This window comes from Synechococcus sp. Cu2B8-bc1011 (genome assembly GCF_047302735.1).
Taxonomy (GTDB): Bacteria; Cyanobacteriota; Cyanobacteriia; order PCC-6307; family Cyanobiaceae; genus Synechococcus_C.
Map to the genome: position 1 here is coordinate 710,901 of NZ_CP138915.1, position 14,863 is coordinate 725,763.

14 protein-coding genes and 1 pseudogene are annotated in these 14,863 nt (G+C 40.9%); 1 reads left to right on the forward strand and 14 read right to left on the reverse strand.

Going from position 1 to position 14,863, the window contains the following annotated elements:
* Positions 1–5: 5 nt before the first annotated feature.
* The 13 genes from SIC18_RS03630 to SIC18_RS03690 all read right to left on the reverse strand — a co-directional run bounded on the left by SIC18_RS03630 (position 6) and on the right by SIC18_RS03690 (position 12,736).
* Positions 6–1,151, reverse strand: a complete 1,146-nt coding sequence (locus SIC18_RS03630; protein ID WP_413430178.1) for a glycosyltransferase — start codon at positions 1,149–1,151, stop codon at positions 6–8.
* Positions 1,152–1,222: 71 nt separating this feature from the next.
* Positions 1,223–3,718 (reverse strand): methyltransferase domain-containing protein, encoded by a 2,496-nt coding sequence (locus tag SIC18_RS03635; protein ID WP_413430179.1) that lies wholly within the window; start codon positions 3,716–3,718, stop codon positions 1,223–1,225.
* Positions 3,719–3,722: 4 nt separating this feature from the next.
* Positions 3,723–4,577 carry a methyltransferase domain-containing protein gene (locus SIC18_RS03640; RefSeq protein WP_413430180.1) on the reverse strand — a complete coding sequence of 285 codons (855 nt, stop codon included), beginning with the start codon at positions 4,575–4,577 and terminating at the stop codon, positions 3,723–3,725.
* Positions 4,578–4,740: 163 nt separating this feature from the next.
* Positions 4,741–5,652 (reverse strand): class I SAM-dependent methyltransferase, encoded by a 912-nt coding sequence (locus tag SIC18_RS03645; RefSeq protein WP_413430181.1) that lies wholly within the window; start codon positions 5,650–5,652, stop codon positions 4,741–4,743.
* A complete protein-coding gene (locus SIC18_RS03650; RefSeq protein WP_413430182.1) occupies positions 5,652–6,143 on the reverse strand; it encodes a hypothetical protein in 492 nt (163 codons plus the stop codon). The genes SIC18_RS03645 and SIC18_RS03650 overlap by 1 nt, the downstream gene beginning before the upstream one ends.
* Positions 6,144–6,363: 220 nt before the next feature.
* The gene (locus SIC18_RS03655; RefSeq protein WP_413430183.1) at positions 6,364–7,674 is read right to left on the reverse strand and encodes an ABC transporter ATP-binding protein; all 1,311 of its coding nucleotides are present in this window, start codon (positions 7,672–7,674) and stop codon (positions 6,364–6,366) included.
* A 3-nt stretch (positions 7,675–7,677) separates the two neighbouring features.
* Positions 7,678–8,517, reverse strand: a complete 840-nt coding sequence (locus SIC18_RS03660; RefSeq protein WP_413430184.1) for an ABC transporter permease — start codon at positions 8,515–8,517, stop codon at positions 7,678–7,680.
* The gene (locus tag SIC18_RS03665) at positions 8,514–9,377 is read right to left on the reverse strand and encodes a class I SAM-dependent methyltransferase (RefSeq protein WP_413430185.1); all 864 of its coding nucleotides are present in this window, start codon (positions 9,375–9,377) and stop codon (positions 8,514–8,516) included. The genes SIC18_RS03660 and SIC18_RS03665 overlap by 4 nt, the downstream gene beginning before the upstream one ends.
* Positions 9,378–9,379: 2 nt before the next feature.
* Positions 9,380–10,345: a hypothetical protein gene (locus tag SIC18_RS03670; protein WP_413430186.1), complete on the reverse strand. Its 966-nt coding sequence runs from the start codon at positions 10,343–10,345 to the stop codon at positions 9,380–9,382.
* A 21-nt stretch (positions 10,346–10,366) separates the two neighbouring features.
* Entirely contained in the window at positions 10,367–10,954 is a 588-nt protein-coding gene (locus SIC18_RS03675; protein ID WP_413430187.1) for an acyltransferase, read from the reverse strand.
* Between the two features lie 15 nt (positions 10,955–10,969).
* The gene (locus SIC18_RS03680) at positions 10,970–11,899 is read right to left on the reverse strand and encodes a hypothetical protein (protein ID WP_413430188.1); all 930 of its coding nucleotides are present in this window, start codon (positions 11,897–11,899) and stop codon (positions 10,970–10,972) included.
* Positions 11,900–12,141: 242 nt separating this feature from the next.
* Positions 12,142–12,492, reverse strand: a complete 351-nt coding sequence (locus SIC18_RS03685) for a transposase (RefSeq protein ID WP_413430503.1) — start codon at positions 12,490–12,492, stop codon at positions 12,142–12,144.
* Complete coding sequence (locus tag SIC18_RS03690) at positions 12,428–12,736, reverse strand: IS3 family transposase (protein WP_413430504.1); 309 nt, start codon at positions 12,734–12,736, stop codon at positions 12,428–12,430. The genes SIC18_RS03685 and SIC18_RS03690 overlap by 65 nt, the downstream gene beginning before the upstream one ends.
* A gap of 560 nt (positions 12,737–13,296) precedes the next feature.
* Here SIC18_RS03690 and SIC18_RS03695 point away from each other — a divergent pair.
* A complete protein-coding gene (locus SIC18_RS03695; RefSeq protein ID WP_413430189.1) occupies positions 13,297–14,328 on the forward strand; it encodes a hypothetical protein in 1,032 nt (343 codons plus the stop codon).
* 293 nt (positions 14,329–14,621) lie between these two features.
* Here the strand turns inward: SIC18_RS03695 and SIC18_RS03700 are convergent.
* Positions 14,622–14,849, reverse strand: a pseudogene (locus SIC18_RS03700) (GDP-mannose 4,6-dehydratase); the annotation flags it as partial.
* Positions 14,850–14,863 lie beyond the last annotated feature (14 nt).

Consider the following 14,863-nt stretch of genomic DNA (forward strand, 5'->3'; position numbering starts at 1 on the left):
AAAATTCAGATAAGAGTTGAGCTGTAAACTTCAGATACTATTGAGATGAAATTTGTAGATGACTTGTCAATAAGATTGAGGGTACTTTGGTAGGATAAGTTTTCTTGATTGAAGTCAGGACCAGGCGAAAGCTGAGGCCATTTCTCAATAATAATGGAGGCAAGACTAGTGATTGAATTGGGATCGAAGAAGTAAGCAGAGTTTAGATTTTGCTCACGATGGACAGGAATATCAGAAAGAAATATGGGTCGGCCTATCGCACGGGTATCTTCAACAACTGTGCTCCAACCCTCAAATAAGGATGGTTGGATAATAGCTGCAGAATGACGGAAGACTTGGAGTTGAACATCTCGAGGAATAAGGCCCAGATTATAGATCTGGGATGACATATGGTTATTCTCAATAAATTCCATCAAAGATGAATAATGACTAAGGTTACGACTGTCATTAGGTTGACCTGTTAGGACCAAGGGAATGTGGAGATTGTGGTTTTGTTTTAGATAAAGAAGTGCTTTAAGTACAGTTATATGATTTTTATGAGACCAGAATTGATTTGGAAGATAAAGAAACTTAGGAGGAATGAGAAGATCATGGAGAAAGCTTGAGTTATGGCAATCAAATGAAGATTGATCTAACAAAGTATGAAAGTGGCAAACACGAGTAACCGCCTGATGATCAGGAAAATAATGATGAAAATCACGGCGCGAAGATTCGCTGCTAAATAAAATATATTGTGATGGATCAGATAGTGATAAAATTGATGAGTTACGATTCAAAAGTTCAGAAGAACTAAAAAGTTCAGGAAGTACACAATGCTGCAAGTCAGGGATCCAAGCAAGTTTGGTTGAACTAGGAATGTCTGAAAACCCAGGATATAGAATTAGCGGATGGTTAGATCTAGAGGCTAATTTAATACGGAGTTTAGATAAGAGAGCGCGAAAACAAGCTCTAAAATGATGCTTAACAGATCTTTGATGGTAATTATTACGTAGTTGAGCGGCAAGCTTGTTAGAGCCTAGGATACGAATATCAGGGCGTTGGTGCTCAGGTAGTCTAAAAAGACAACGGACTAGATTAGCAAGATAAATAGTTCCACCAATCCAATCGGGGTTGTCAATGATCTCAATACAAAGGATGAAATTTTGTTTCATGATCAATTGGGCAGAATTAGGCGGGAAAGAAAAATAAAAACAAGGGAAACTTACTTGTTAGATAGAGAGAATCAAAGGTGACCTAGAAGCCTTCGAATCAGACTCTTAAAAGAGAGATAATAAAAAGGTAGATCTCTAACAAACTTTATAGGAAATAAAAGGATATAAAACGGAAAGCGCAACGGGGTACGGTAAATAAATTGACGTAATGCACGGAGAAAACAGTTAGAAAGTAATTGAATGCGGCAATTCGCTGGAGCATGTAGAGATATAAAGAGCATATGATCAACAATATTGTTCATTGATCTACGAGAGAAAAGTTCTGCCCAAACAATATTAAAACCAGTTGTGGTTGAACCAGGAATAATGCCAGTTTCTTCAATATATGCAGTAATCGAAGTTTCATAAGTAATGCAAAGCTGAAAACCGCACTTCTTGATTCTGGTAAAAAACTCATAGTCGGCTAAATAATGAGGAAATCTCTGGGAATCCACATTTCCAGCTGAAGAAATCATTGAAATGGGAACAAGCGAACCTCTTCCGGGTAGGGCGTCAATATTGAAATTACATTTTTCCGGAGAAATAACATGTGATTTTACGGGAAAGGTATAATTAGACCAATCTATTTGCTCACCAGCGTCTAATATGTGATGATGATTTTTGCTATCAACAATTAAAGCACCAACAGCTGCTTTATGCTTAAGAGAGGTTTTGAGAAGAGTTTGGACATAGTCGATTGGAATATCAGTGTCATTATTCATCATGAGAATGAAATCAGATTCAGTTGCGCCGAGTTCGAAAGCATGCGTAATTCCAAGAGCCATAGAACCTGACCACCAGAGAGTTGTCCTTGAGCGAAGATAAATAACGTCAGGGTGGGCATCACGGACGCTCTGGATATTCTCTTCAGAGGAACCACCATCGGAGACTATAATAGTTAGATAGACATAAGACTGGAGCTTAAGTTGACGAATGCAGGAGAGTGTAAAATGAGGTCTATTGAAGACAGGAATAACAACAAAAACATGAGGAGGGATGTTACATGGAATTAGTTGATCTAAGGAAGACTCAAGTTCAAGTGAAGACAAAGAAGGTAAGTATTGACGAGAAGATACATCAAACAATAAATTGTCAAAATCTGAAGACGTATCTTTGCACTTAATTTCTATGCAGAATGTAGAGGATAACTCTAGATGGTCAAGAGGTAAACGAATGGAAGTCCACCTTGAATGTAGTACATCCAGCGTTGATACCGATTCTCCATTCAATATTATGTCAAAAGGTGCTGATTTTAAGCGAGATTTTGGATTAAGACGTAGTTTGAAAAAAAGGCAACTTGAAGAAGGTCTACTTCGTAGAAACCAACGGCCACGTTTATAAGCGGTCCTGTATTGATTAGAGTTTGGTTGGAGCCAGCCATTTAAAAGTTCAAATTTTGTTGATGGAAAAGATATCAAAGGTAAGTCGACGTAATGACTTGGAATCAAAGGATTTAGTGGAATAACACACGACTCCTCGGAGGTGAGAAGACATGCATATGTATGAGGTGAAATAGCGTACGATTCCTGACAAGCAGGAGCGATATCAGGAGATGAATTTAGGGTAATAGATAAAGCCAAAGATCCACTAGATGCGGAGAGAAGTCGGGAGGATTCGATAAAGTTCCATTTGTGTAACGTATTTAAAGGCTTCAGGAGAGATGTTGAGGGAGGGAAAAAAGTATGAGTGTAAATCTCAGTTGTTAAGTAAGGCTTCATTTCTTCCAAAGTTTGAGCAAATTCAGAAAACCTTGGAATGCGTTCATTAACACCTAACAAGACCGTAGGGTCAGAATTAAAAATAGCGAGTTCATATTGATCATCCATTGTGCTTGGACAGAATGAATCGCAGGTTGTGATAACACGTCCACCAGGCTTGAGTACACGAAGAGCCTCAGATAATGCAGCTGGAATATCTCTCATGTGATGAAGAGCTGCATTACAGAATATAAAGTCAAACGAATTATCTTGAAAAGGCAAAAGATGTGAAAAGCCTCCAATCCATCGGAGATGAGGAAAGTTAATATTACCTGCCTCTGCAAGCAGAGGAGAAAACTCAAGAGCAGTAACCGCAGCACCTCGACGATATAATCTGTGACTGTCGAAACCCAAGCCAGCCCCAAGATCAAGAACTGACTTAGACGTAAGATCTAGATTTTTCGTTAATTCAGTAACTTCAAGCCACTCACCATAACGATGAGGTAAAAATTGAGCAACGTCATAAGGCAGTTGGGATATAAATTCAGATTTAGAATTAGAATTATGGTAACTACAGAGTATATTTTCCCAATAATCTACAACTTGGGGTGTGACACCGAAATTTTTTCTGTTAGAGAGATTTGCAGATATCTCAATTAGGCCAAGAACGTCTTCTTGTTCATACCCACCAAAAAAAGGCACATCCCATACAAAGTTATAAACTGAGCCACAATCTGGGCAAATAAAATGAGAATGTTGAACAAGTTGTAAATCAGTACAGCTGCACTTAACGCAACGAAGGTCTTCGCAAGAGCTGTATGAAGTATTCAAAGCTTCAAGGTGATCTATCTATTATTTTACCATGCTTATCAATAACAATAAATTCGAAAGAGTCTTTCCAGTGAAGGGAGGCGAAGAAGGTTGAACGGTTAGCCTCAAAAAATGATTGAAATGGGTTGGTATATTGGGACTGAAGCGCATCAAATAATTGATTACCTCTAGGAATACGTTCATCGTCTAACCACTCCATAAGAACCAGAGTGTTATCTTGAACGGTTCCATGCCATTTGTGATGGTCTAAGAGATGGGTAAAATTGAGACACACGTCAGACATTTTTGTCGGGACCTCAATATAACCTGAAGCAGCAACTCTCATTAGTTCGCGCATGGCCTTCCCAGGATTAGAAGTATGCTCAAGAACGTGAGAACAGAAAACAAAATCAAAAGCACCATTTTCAAAATCTAATGATTCGATATCAGTTACAGTGAAGGGTCTATGATCTGTCTTAAGTGCCTCAGTCCGGTGAGTTGTGGAATTGGGAAAACGGTCAGCTAAATGGGTGGCGTATGAAAATGGCCAGCCACCAGAGCCAACATCTAATATCTTGTGATCAGCTGGAAAATTCCATTTCATGGAGTGGTTTTGGTATTCCCAGGTATTTTGTACGGGCTTTGTACGGCGAGCAAGATTGGGGATAACTGCGGGGGAAATGTCTGCTAATGATGTGAATAATGCTTCCCTTAAAGATAGTGCTAATTGGTCTGAAAAAATAAAAGAAGGGCTAGAGTCTATACGCAGATAAAGAGAAGAAAGCAAAACATTTAACTGGTTAAAAACAATAGAGAAATCTCGGCTCTGTAAATCTGAGTGGTTTAAATAAAAAGCCAACAAAGACTCGTTTAAACGCACAAGGTCAGAAGAAAATTGCTTAGATGAAGACGCATTATGGCTAGTTCGCTTAGAAGCAATGGTGAGATATAGGACATTAAGTAAGCAGAATCTGGCAGAGGAGGCGAGTAGAGCCCGAATCCGAAATAGAAGTTGAGATAAAGACTTAGAGAATTGACCCATATTATGACGATGGATGAACATCAATAATGGCGAATAACTCTCGGGACTGCGGAAGGATGGAAACGCGGGGATCGTAGTCGCTTAATAATTCCTTGAAAGAAGAAGGAGACCAGAACCATAAATGGCCCAAAAACTGATCGTACCTCCCATCTGGAACAACAATGATGACAGATCCATAAGGTTTAGCAATCCTGTAAAGCTCGTCAATAATTAATTTGGGCTGTTCAAGATGTTCTAAAACATCTGTACAGAAGACCATATCAAATGACGCAGAATCATATGGAAGAGATTCATCAATGGTGTAAGTTATGAAATCATGACCATTTTTAAATCTGGTTCGTGCCAATTCAATTGATTTCGGTGAAAAATCAAGTCCATGTGGAATGATATTTGTATTGACATGCAAAGCCTGCAAAAGTAGATCACCAGCACCACAGCCAATATCTACGATATTTGATGAACGGGAAAGCTGAGTTGTAACCATGGATATTATTTCAGAGGTTAGAACATCCCTTATACCGTGACACTCGTTTCGAAACTGTTGGAGATTATTCTTGTCACCCCACAGTAAATCATAAGCCTCAGGTGTGTTTGATTCAGTAATCCATCCGACACCCAATTCGGATGATGGAAGCTGACCAGGAAGAAGTTTTACTTGATAGCGATTCTTTTTAATGAGAAGGAATTGATCAGATGGACCGAAGACACATGTGTCTTTGGGGAGACAATCATACATTCCCTTGGGAAGGATATCAAATTTATTTAAATTGATGGAGTCCCAAATGTTATCACGCGAAACGTTACGAGCATTAAGAGCAGTGAAGGATTTAGAAAGAATTAGATGGGCAGAATAGTTTATAGATAGCAGAAGTTTATTTAGTGTGTAGCGAAGCAAGTTGGTAAAAATTTTCATCATGGTTTTTCGCAAAGGTACCCATGTGCAAATGCGTAACGGTGATCATTAGTTGAAAGACCTGCAACCAAGAATGGAAGTATGATAATACGCAGAAGCAAGCAAACTAGGGTAGGAAGTTTAGAGCCTAGAATATGTTTATCATGAAATAATTCAGCGACCAACAAAGATCTACTACCAAGAGGGTGACGACTAAGGATATTAAACTGTGAGAAGAGTTTATCTAGTGCCGAGGATGAAAACCTAAAGTAGTCATCTGGAGCGCCATGATAATAGTACATAAATGGAGCCAAGAGAAAGAAACGGCCACCTGGTTTAAACACAAGATAAACCTCATCAATGGACCTCTGATAGTTAAATGTATGCGCAAAGGCAAAAACAGACAAAAAGTCATCTACTGCATTAGAGGGTAAGTCAATAGAATCCATATCTAATATGTAATCAGCACCTGGTGCTATATTGCTAAATAAATAATTCTGATCTAAAGGCATCATTTTTTGTAGTAATCAACGCTAGCAAGCTCAATCACAAGACCATTGCATTGCAAAAATCGAAGAGGCTTAGGCATATAGATATCTGTAAGGACTCTAGCAGGGGTCCTGCAATCGTTCAAGAAGTCAGGATGAAGATCGCTTGAGGAAGCAGGTGATGCGATTATTCAATGGAGAATGCGGGAAGAGGCTCGAGTAAACATGTGGAATAAATAAGTGACTATGGAGATACTGGGAGAAGTGTAAAATCGCAGTCGATATCAACAACAGCATTGTTGTCAGCATAAAGAAATTTATCTGCAGGGCTTAGTATCCTGATATGCTCAGCACCAACCCAATAAAAGAGATGTACACCAACGGATCGCTGAACAAGAGCTAGATTGATTTTATAAGCTCCTGGACGCAATGGAGGCTCATGGAGCTTGACTACAACTTGATAGTCTCCAGGTTGAATAGAGGGGATTGAAACTCCTTGTTCATAAGTATCCATTGTCGCTATAAATCTATAGTGCATTGCATCTATAGTAAATCGGACAATCAAATCTGATATTTGCGAGAAGACTTTTAGCTTAATTTCAATAGCGAATGAAGACCGGAAAGCTATATTCAGGGCGTTATTGTCGGGACAAACAATCTTGCAATCAGTACAGATGATCTGACCAGTTCCTCCCTTGATGTGTCCATAGTCGGAATTTATGTCTAATGATGCCTCTCCATCAGATTGTAAATCAGGAGCATGTGAAACGGAGACCGATGAACGCAGAGCGTTTAATGCATTTTGATCTTCATATGAACGAATAATATCTTCTACAGAGCCATATGTCTTAACAAGTCCATGGTCCATAAATAGACCCTTGTCACAAATTGACCAGATTGCTCCAGGGGAATGGGATACAAGAACAATAGCTGTACCTCTTTTTTTCAAGGAATGAATCAAATCAAAGCATTTTTTTTGAAAATTGAGATCACCAACAGCCAGTACTTCATCCATTAGGAGGACATCGGGGTTGCTTAATGCTGCTATTGCAAAACCTAGGCGGATATACATACCACTCGAATAGTTTTTGACGGGGAGATCTATAAACTCTTCAAGCTCTGAGAATGAAATGATTTCATCCATTAAATGGTCAATCTCCCTAGATGTCATCCCGAGTAATGCACCATTCACATAAACATTTTCTCTACCTGATAAAGAAGGAGCAAAACCAGCACCAGCTGCAATCATTGCCCCTACACGGCCACGAAGAATTGCAGTACCCGTATCAGGGGAATACACCCCATTAAGGATCCGAAGAAGTGTTGTTTTCCCAGATCCATTGACACCCATGATCCCAAGGGCTTCACCTGGTGAAAGATTAAAAGAGACATCTTTGACAGCCCAAAACTCGCCTGAACGAAGAGAGTTCTGATATTTGTTTCGAAACCCTGCAAGCCCTCGAAGAGAATCTCTGAGACCATATTTCATAGATTGGCCTAAGGTTAGGCCAAATTTTTTGGAGATTTGATGGACCTCAATCGAATGTTGTTCCATGATTTAAAGCCTTTCGGTTACTTTATCATTGATAAGATAAAAGGAGTGAATACCAAAAGCCAGCACAACTAAAGCAAGCAAGAGCGAAATAGAATACTGGAAGAGATCGGTAAACAAACCAGTAGCCGCATAATGACGAGGCACACTAACAAGATAAGTGAATGGATTGAGCGAAAGTATTTGATTTAAGATCTGATTACCAAACACAGGTCGGTAAACGACTGGAGTCAGAAACATCAGCAAATTTAAGCCGGATAAAACAAATGTAGAAATATCTTTGGCAACCGTGCCCATAACAGAAAACATAAGTCCAAGACCAACTCCGAACAAAATGATGGGCAATATCAAAATCGGATAGAAAATTAGATTAGGATGTATTGGTATACCAAAAATAAGTAAAACGAAGAAAACAGTTCCAAAGTGCACCAAAAGATTGAAGCAAACAGTGGCTAGACCTGTAACCGCAAAAGTGATTCTAGGTATATTAGTACGGAGTACAAGATCTTGATTATTCTGTAAGCCAGTGCTGACTACAGTAAAAGCAGATATTAAAAAGCCCCATATACCCAATCCAAGAATCAAAAAGACAGGATAGGGGAGGGAAGTTTCACCAGGGTTAAAGAGACCAAATCTATTGAGAAATACAAAAGGCAGTATTGACAGCAAAGGAGAAGCAACAATCCAAAAGTAGCCAAGAAGCTTTTGTCTATATTGGGATTCAAAATCACGTTTGAAAAGGTGCCAGAAAACGAAACGAGACCTTTTTAGTTCCTTAAATATTTCACTGAGCGAAAAAAGTAAATTTGAGCGTTGGTGCTGGGAAGTGTAAATTGTAGTCTTCATGATTGAGCAAAAGGCTTGACAGCTGTAAATGTATAAAGCCGGCCAGGAGTATGAATAAACTGATTTGCAACTGAGCGTAGCAAAGTATTTAAACGTGAGGAAAGAGGATTGGAAGATAAAAAGAGCTTTCTGGGAAGACGCTTCCCAAGAATCTTTTGGAATGGCAATAGCAATGCTTCGTTGATTGTAGATTCCTCTGTAGGAAAATAATTAATAGGGGTAGAGTACGGAGGAAACAATTTTAGACTTTTGAATCCGGCATTTAAGAAAGCAGATTTGTATGTTTTAAGTGTATATGCATTTTCACCACCATATAAATAGTGCAAAGGATGTCTATCTAAAAATTGTTGCAGATCTTGGGGAGAGCTGATGACATGCTCTCGCGCAGCTATTAAAAAACCACCAGGCTTTAATAACCTATAAAATTCAGTTAAAGCATCAAACAAATTATTTGAATGATGAAGTGCTTGGCGACAAAAAACTAAATCAAGAGAAGAATCTGGAAGAGAAACGGATTCTGAATAGTCTGGGAGAACTGAGATATCAAGAGAAAATTCATTCTTTATGAAATTAATAGCACCTGACCCTACTAATGTACTTGGATCAGGCTCAAGAGAGAAAACAGCCCATCCAGATTTGGCCAAGGCATAGCTACAAATACCTCTCCCAGCGCCTACATCTAAAGCCACTCCTTTTGAATCGGGCAACATATTAGATAGTAAGGACCACTCAAGACTGTTAAAATAACGATTTAGAGCCTCATCAAGAGGATCATCAAAATAACAAGCCTTAACAAGAGCTTTATGTTGTGGTTCAACGCTTGAACGTAACCATTCAACTGATTGTTCCCAAGAGAGCATAATTAGAAGGCAGTTGAATTAAGTTGAGCTATAGTTACTGTTTCAGAGTTATCAACATCAATAAATGGAAGATCTTGGATGATAGTTGCTCTATCTGGGCCGCTCATAAATGTAAGATTGCCATTGGAGTCTCTCGAGTCCCTGAAATTTGATTCGATGTACGCTTTCTCAGGAGTTAGAGGCACTAAATTGCCGAGGCGATCATTGCGAACAAAGAATAGATTATTGCCAATTCGGTTAGAGCATATTAGTGAATAACCCTTATTAAGAGCAAGTTTATAAAAGGCCGATATGGATGCGCCCCAGTAAAGGCAGGAGTAGTGGGCTTCAGGCCTATTAAAAGCAGGATCGTAAGGTACAGATAAAGCATGCCTTGGGCCAAGTACGCTATTCCACTCGACAACAACAATAACAGGATTGACGACTTTGATCCGTTCCCAAACCCAATAATCGTTACCATCAATATCAATACTTAGAAGGCCAATATCACCAGAAAAACCGGCAGAACTAATAATGCTGTTGATATTATCTCTGTCTATCCATTTGCAAAGTGCAGTTAGATTGTAACGCCAGTAAATATCAGAGCGCTGCACAGACTTGATGTATTCTTCATCTCCGTCAATTATAAGACCTCTCCACTGATCTGAAATTAGCAGAAATCTAGTATTTGACTCGGTATAGTTTTGAACGCCAAATTCTATAAACGCTTGCTCGTGAGACTGAATAGAAGATTGAGATATTAAATATTGAATAATACCATCTTCTCCATACTGCGAAAATACTTTAAACTCAGCATCATGTATATTTTGAAGTGGCGATCTTTTTTTATTGGCCAAAGCCAATGATCTTCCTTGCAAAACAAGAAGAGTTTCAAGTGACGATGCAGATGGAATCGTCGAATTAATTAAAGACGCAATTCTTTTAGTGATCAAATCAGCAACTTGAGTGGCAAAACGTTGTATTGGCATCAAATTTTGTTTGCTTGAGTGCTATCCTAAGGGTTTTAGGTGAGGAACAACTTTATTGTAGTATAACATATTAGGAGGGACATCCGAAGTTACGATTGAATTCGCAGCTATAACGCTACCTTTCCCTATCCTAACACCCCGTAAGATAGTTACGCCGAAACTAATCCAGACATCATCTTCAATGATGATGGGATCAGATTTCAGGCCTGGGACTTGATGAGGTAATTGTGGATGTCCTGAAGTAACAATGGATCGGAAGTGTTCATGACGTTCCGCGGAGTCAATCGAATGACCAGATCCATCATGGATGTTAACATCATGTGAAATAAGAACACGATTGCCGATAGTGATGGAATTCATAGACCAAATCTCAGATCGGACACCTAGATAACACCAATCGCCAATTGCAATCTTTCCCGCATGCGCGTAAACTAAAAGCCTGCCTCGACAATGTGTATGTGCACCCAGCACAATAGAAGAGGGATTATCCTGAAGATTATCGATTATACCTTCCTGTGAAATAGAGCAGCTAGAATCCATTATGCAATTATTATTCGGTGTTAATTTACGGAGTCTCTGAAGGCCTAGCAAACGAAAAAAGCGATTCATAGTTACCCAATCAAGTTAGAAATTGAAGACCGAAGAGATCTTTCTTAGGAGGCGATGAAGGATTGATGAAGGACGATTGTCCAGGAAAAGTTTTACAGAATAAAAATCATTATTCTTATAAGCTATCTTATCGGGCAAGTTAAAGACAGTACTCGTATCGTTTTGAATAGTACCTGAAGCCAGTTGGTTGGCAAAAATTGGATTTATTCCACAGTGAGTACCAGAGCCATCGAAGCCATCATTGAGTACTTTTGGGTACGTTGAATATAAAACCAAGCCACCAGATCGAGAAACGCAGTACCACCAAAGTATTCCCCACGAGTTATTTTTTCCGGAAAAGCGGTCACGTAACATGGAGAGATAGGAGATAGAGGTTGAAAAATCAAAGAGTTTTAGCCACCTCTTATCATCAAGAGATTCGGGCCAATCGGCTGGGGTCCACGAAAAATATTTCCATGCACGTGACCATGTAGCCCAACCCCATGTAGTAGTGAGAGGCAAGAAAAAGGCATCTTTCGAGGTATCAAGAGGCTTTATCAGGGGTAATCCTCCTATTTGCATTATTAAATCATTTGATTGATATTTGAGAAGTGATTGACGCATAAATATGAGAAAGTCTGGAAGAACTCGCAGATCATCCTCAACAACAATAACAGAGCCATACTCTTCACAAAGCGATGAGACACCATCATGAATAGATCGTGCTAAACCATAGTTTGATTCTCTAAATATTAGCTTTGCTTTGAAAAACTTATTTTGAGACTTTAGAAGATTTCGAACAGCCTCAACAGATTCTGAGTGACTTACGTCACGAGGCGCGTCGGAGAAAAAAAAGAAACTAAACGACTGATAATCGATACACTCGCTAAGATGATTCAAACATTTCAATGTATGCTCCGGTCTATTATAGAAAAAGACCGCAACAGGAAAGATACTGTTGTTCATTAAATACAAGATGCATTAAGCACAGCCCGGCACGAACTACAAATCTACCGGAACAATTGAATCAAAAGGCCCTTGAGTGAGGTGAGTGCCTTTAAATGGTCAGTTCCGGTCTTTGACATCGTTAACTCAGTGCGGGAGGAACAGAGAGCAGTCTGAGTGTAGACCTCATAGGGAGTTTGGCCTCCCGAAGAGCTAAGCGAACTTGCATGGCATTACCTCCACAGAAAGCGTACCAAGCCGATTTAAGCTTCCCAGCCATTGATGTAGGCGTGCAAGTACACCTCCTCGTGCATGACTATTCGCCACAACCTCTCCACCAGGATGTTGTCGTAGCAGCGCTTCCTGCCTGACCAGCTGAACTTAATCTCATCTCTCTGCAGTCTGGCCACACAGTCAGCTGATGTAAATTGACAACTCTGGTCTGAGTGGAAGATCTCTGGCTTGCTTTCGCCTTCCAATGCCATCTCCAGGGCATCGAGACAGAGTTCGGTGTCAAAGCTGTTCGACAGCTTCCAGCTGAGCACATTCCTAGAAAACAGATCCACGATCGCGGCCAGGTGGAGGAAGCTTTTCTGCAGCGGGATGTCGGATATGTCCGTGACCCAGACATTTCCACTGCGGTGAGCAGCTTGAGGACCAACTGTGGGGATAGCGCTCAGAGGGTTCTCCTGGGATCTTGTTATGGGGTTTCTGGTGAATCTCCCGTAAACCCATGCTACGCATGAGGTTTCGCACCCGGTCGCAGCTGATAGGAATCCCTTCTCTGGCCAGGTAGTCCACAATCCGGCGGCTACCGCTGCAGGGATCCTCCAAATAGAGGGCGTCGATCCTGGCCATGATCCGAAGCGCCGGTTGACGCACCCGCGTAGGCTTCCAATAGAATTTAATCCTGGGCAGACCCAACATGCACTTTAGCAGCCGATGCTGACCTGAGGGTGATCGATCAGTTGGCGCAGTTGATGGGCGTCAGAGCAGCGGGATCATATTTAAGCCACTCTGCTCAATTTGCAGCTTAACGATCTGCTGGAACAGCTCTGCCTAATTGGCCTTCCCTTACTCCTTGTCCTTGCTCTTCTTGCCCCTGGTGAACAGCTTGCTACCACCCCCAATTAGCTGCCTCTTCCATTGGCTCACGTGGTCTAGTGGATGGCGTGGTCAGCGGCGATCTCTTGGATCGTCTTGCAAGCACTGATAGCCTCCATGGCGACTCGTGCCTTAATGTCGAGACTGTGGGCACTGCGCTTGCTTTAGGTCAGAATTCCTCCCCCCAGTTTAACGATTAGGCCTATCCTTAAGACCAATTCGACCTCAGCTGAGAATAGCTTGAATGATATCGTTTGGCAGAGGATGTTTTCATTGCCTTGGGCAATTTTTGTTCTGCACGAACGTCTTATCCCATGAAGAAGACCACGAGCAAAAAGGTATTAAACAAGGCCATATTCTGTGTATTTTTGATAGCAACTACGGGATGCGGAGGGTTCAATTACTCTGATAAAAATCAACCCACAGTTGTAGAAAAAAAATCTCAGCCTAAAATCACTCAAGAATACTTTCTTGAAACACCCAAAGGGTTAAAACCAAGCAATCCTGACCATGGCTCAACTATTAATGATCTAAAATTTCTACAAGCCTTTAGGAAACACCTCGTAAGTCCAGAAGAGTATAACTACTTGAATATCAAGAAATTAATTCATGATGAACTGATCGCTGGGCATAAAGATTCTGCAAACTCACTCGCTGCTTATGGCTTATCAGGACGCGAAAGTCTAATTGCCTATACTGTCTTGAGGGTTAATGGGTCGATACCGGTGTATGAGATTCGAAGAAATATTCCTCCTGACTTTAAAGAATTAATCACAGGCACAAGTGGCAATTGCTCCGATCACTCTCTCCGCCTAATGTTAGCCTTGGAAACTATTGGCGTTAAATCTGCACTTATATCAAATGTAACAAAGAACATAGGCGGGCATGTGTTCGTTGACGCCTACGATCCCATTGACAACAAATTTTATATATTAGATCCAACATTCAATTTAATAATTATTGGCGACTCCAATACCCAGAAGAGCTTGGTTGCCGAGATCATTGATACAGGCGATAACACAAAAAAAAAGATTTTAGCCCAGAATTTGCGAATAATAGCCTTTCCCACAATTGTTAGATTTGTTGATCCTGGCTACACTGCATTCCGATCAAATACGCTGACGCCAGATTTTATCAATGAGACCAGGAGCAAAAGAGATCGTATGTGGCGTAAATGGGCGCTAGAAGATGGTAAAGAGCTGAGGTCATGGTGGGAGCGTACTCCTGGTCATAGACCACAGTCAGCAGGAGGTTTCGCGCACTCAAATGGTATAAAATTACCCAATAATTTTGACTCTTCTGATGAATATGCTCTTACTTTAATGCGTTCGTCTGGTTTTAATTAATTTCTCAAGAAGCACATTGACGCAACTAGCAAAAACCTCTTTTGCGTTTTTGTCGTCTTAAGTGGGTACCTCTTACTGGACAGTTCGGCCCTTGAAATCGTTAACTCAGTACGGGAGCAACAGGGAAGAAGGACCTTCGTAGAGACGGTGACTTGTTCCGGCAGCAACTCCCTGAGGCAGAAGTAGACCAAGTTTTGCCTCTATCTCTTTTCAGGTTCTGTAAGGGCTGCACAGAGCATTCAGATACTCCTAGTGGGGCTACCAGCACAGCTAATGTCACGCGGGTGGTATCAGTCACGTAACGAATCGAGATTGCCCATGGTTAGGCAGTCGTCTAGCCCAGCATGTACTCGCTCCATGCCGCGTGGGTAGTGAGCGTGACAAACATTTCATCCCGCCGCGGACTGCGGATAGAAGGGCGTGTTCTTCCTCAGTGGGATCTACTGCACCATGCCGTAAAGCTCACTGGTACTGGCCTGGTAGATCATGGTTTTTGCCGCGAACCCCTGAATCCGCACCGCCACATGGCTGTAGG

What these genes read in the sequence shown, in the direction of transcription:
- SIC18_RS03630 (WP_413430178.1), bottom strand. Translation starts at nt 1,151, where the DNA reads ATGAAACAAAATTTCATCCTTTGTATTGAGATCATTGACAACCCCGAT.
- SIC18_RS03690 (WP_413430504.1), bottom strand. Translation starts at nt 12,736, where the DNA reads ATGGCCAGGATCGACGCCCTCTATTTGGAGGATCCCTGCAGCGGTAGC.
- SIC18_RS03655 (WP_413430183.1), bottom strand. Translation starts at nt 7,674, where the DNA reads ATGGAACAACATTCGATTGAGGTCCATCAAATCTCCAAAAAATTTGGC.
- SIC18_RS03660 (WP_413430184.1), bottom strand. Translation starts at nt 8,517, where the DNA reads ATGAAGACTACAATTTACACTTCCCAGCACCAACGCTCAAATTTACTT.
- SIC18_RS03665 (WP_413430185.1), bottom strand. Translation starts at nt 9,377, where the DNA reads ATGCTCTCTTGGGAACAATCAGTTGAATGGTTACGTTCAAGCGTTGAA.
- SIC18_RS03680 (WP_413430188.1), bottom strand. Translation starts at nt 11,899, where the DNA reads ATGAACAACAGTATCTTTCCTGTTGCGGTCTTTTTCTATAATAGACCG.
- SIC18_RS03650 (WP_413430182.1), bottom strand. Translation starts at nt 6,143, where the DNA reads ATGCCTTTAGATCAGAATTATTTATTTAGCAATATAGCACCAGGTGCT.
- SIC18_RS03675 (WP_413430187.1), bottom strand. Translation starts at nt 10,954, where the DNA reads ATGAATCGCTTTTTTCGTTTGCTAGGCCTTCAGAGACTCCGTAAATTA.
- SIC18_RS03670 (WP_413430186.1), bottom strand. Translation starts at nt 10,345, where the DNA reads ATGCCAATACAACGTTTTGCCACTCAAGTTGCTGATTTGATCACTAAA.
- SIC18_RS03645 (WP_413430181.1), bottom strand. Translation starts at nt 5,652, where the DNA reads ATGAAAATTTTTACCAACTTGCTTCGCTACACACTAAATAAACTTCTG.
- SIC18_RS03695 (WP_413430189.1), top strand. Translation starts at nt 13,297, where the DNA reads ATGAAGAAGACCACGAGCAAAAAGGTATTAAACAAGGCCATATTCTGT.